The organism is Actinacidiphila sp. bgisy167 (assembly GCF_965342175.1).
Taxonomy (GTDB): domain Bacteria; phylum Actinomycetota; class Actinomycetes; order Streptomycetales; family Streptomycetaceae; genus Actinacidiphila.
The window spans coordinates 1-1,946 of sequence record NZ_CBDRBL010000187.1; the positions used below are offsets into that span (position 1 = coordinate 1).

Annotated in this window: 1 protein-coding gene and 1 pseudogene; one reads left to right on the forward strand and one right to left on the reverse strand. The window is 70.6% G+C overall.

Annotation, left to right across the window (positions count from 1 at the left end; translation table 11 throughout):
* A pseudogene (locus ACRWND_RS30645) lies at positions 1-519 on the reverse strand (ISAs1 family transposase); the annotation flags it as partial.
* Between the two features lie 113 nt (positions 520-632).
* Between ACRWND_RS30645 and ACRWND_RS30650 the strand changes: the two are divergent.
* Positions 633-1,946 (forward strand): replication-relaxation family protein (locus ACRWND_RS30650; protein WP_431955211.1); only part of this gene is annotated, 1,314 nt, incomplete at its 3' end.

The window sequence follows — 1,946 nt, forward strand, 5'->3', positions numbered from 1 at the left end:
CACTCCCCAGTGCCCGCGGATCGCGGCGGCCAGGTCGGCCGGGCCGGCCTGATGGGTGTCGAGGCTGGTGACGGCGTAGACGGTCTCGCGGGTCTCGCGCTTGCCGGTCTGCTTGCGCCGGCGGTGGACGCGGATGGCCAGGCGGGCATGGGGAAAGGCGATCCCGCCGAGTTCGTCCGCGATGGCGCAGGTCGTGATCGAGCGGGACTCGCGCCTGCCGTGCCCGGTCCCGGAGGCGGTGTGCTGGACGGCGATGTCCCGCCGGGGCAGGGCTGCGAGCTGGCTGTGGGCGGTCGGCTGGTTGGTCTTGATCACGGCGATGTAGTGGGCCTTCTTGGCCTCGACCAGCCAGGAGATGTTTGCCTTGACCGAATGCAGGGCGTCGAAGGTGACAACGGCGGCGGCCAGGTCCAGCGGTGCCAGGAGCGGTTGGAAGTGCGTGGTTTCGTTTGTCTTCGCGCCGACCTCCACCTGGGCGAGGGTCACGACGGTGCCGTGCGTGACCGCGGAGAGCAGATGCCGGCGCGTCGCGGTGAGACGGCGGTGTCACCAAGGGCGGCGAGACCCTGCGGAACCTGACTCCCAAGGGTCTTGAAGCGGCTTCTCACGAGTTGCGGTGCCCGCTGTGGGAGATGGGGGGCCCGGCCCGCGGCGCGGGCAGCAGCGGAGCCGCGCACGCCCTGTCCGTGAACGAGACCGTCATCGCCCTGCTGCGCCCGAAGCCGGACCTGGTCCTGCTGGCTGGGGAACCGCCTGCAGCTCTGGCAGCCGCCCGTGCTGCCGTGGACGGCCCGGCGGGGCTCGGTAGCCTCGCCTCCTATGCGACGGAGGTTCCGCTGCCGGCGACGGGGACGTGGAACGTGCCGGGCCGAGGCGGCGCGCAGGCCGACATTGTGGTGACCGCGGCGCAGGACGGGGTGCCGTTGCTGTTCGTAGAGGTCGACAACTGCTACGAGACAGCTGAGGAACTCGCGGACAAGCTGGAGAAGTACGCGCGGTTTTTCCACCGGCAGGTGAAGGACACCGACGGCAAGGAGCGGGCGATGTGGCGGACCCGCTGGCCAGCACCCGAGGGCTCATTGGGGTACGACGTGCCGCACCTTCCGGTGCTGCTGGTCTTCCACCGCATCGGCGATCGCAACCCGGACCGCACCGTCCCGCGTCTGGCGGACCTGACCCGGCACCTGTGGCAGGGCCAGTGGCACCGGGGGGACGGCTTCCACTCCTACGACCAGAAGATCCCGATCATCGCGACCGGGCTGAACAACCTGCGCGAGCACGGACCGGCCGGGGCCGTCTTCTGGCGCTTCGGCCAGACCGGCATGCAGTCCCTCACCGACGCGATCGGCAACCCCCACAAAGACGCCGCCGACGCCCGCGCCCGGGAGGCACAGATCGCCCGCCAGGAGGCGTACCGGGCCGAACAGCAATGCAAGGCCGAGCAGGAAGCGGCCGAGCGCGAGGCCCGGCGTCCGGCCTGCGCGCAGTGCGGGGCGAAGTTTCCCGACGACCGCTGGGAAGCCGCGCGTGACTACCCAGACCCCACCACGCATTGGCATCCGGCGCTGTGTGAGGACTGCGAAAGCCACACCAGGGCCGCCGCCCTCCAGGCGAACAGGCCGAATGGGAACGCCGTGAGCAGCGGGAGGCGCTGGCCGCGCGGAAGGTCGGCGGCTGGCTCGCCCGTTTCCGTACCTGGCACCCGGCGGCGTGCCCAGGCGGGAGCTGGTCAGGTGGTTGCGTTGCTCCACGATGGGCCTGGGCTGCTCAACCCTCGGGGCTTTTGCACGGCTTCGATATGGCGGGTTGCCGCTTTGAGGGATTGTGCGGCGGTGTCAAGGGCGCATCGGACGGCTGTGGTGGTGGCGTTGTTGTATTGGAGGCGGTCGGCGTCGATGAGACTGGCTGCGGCAAGGGCTGCATCACTGGCGGCGAGGGCCAGGCGG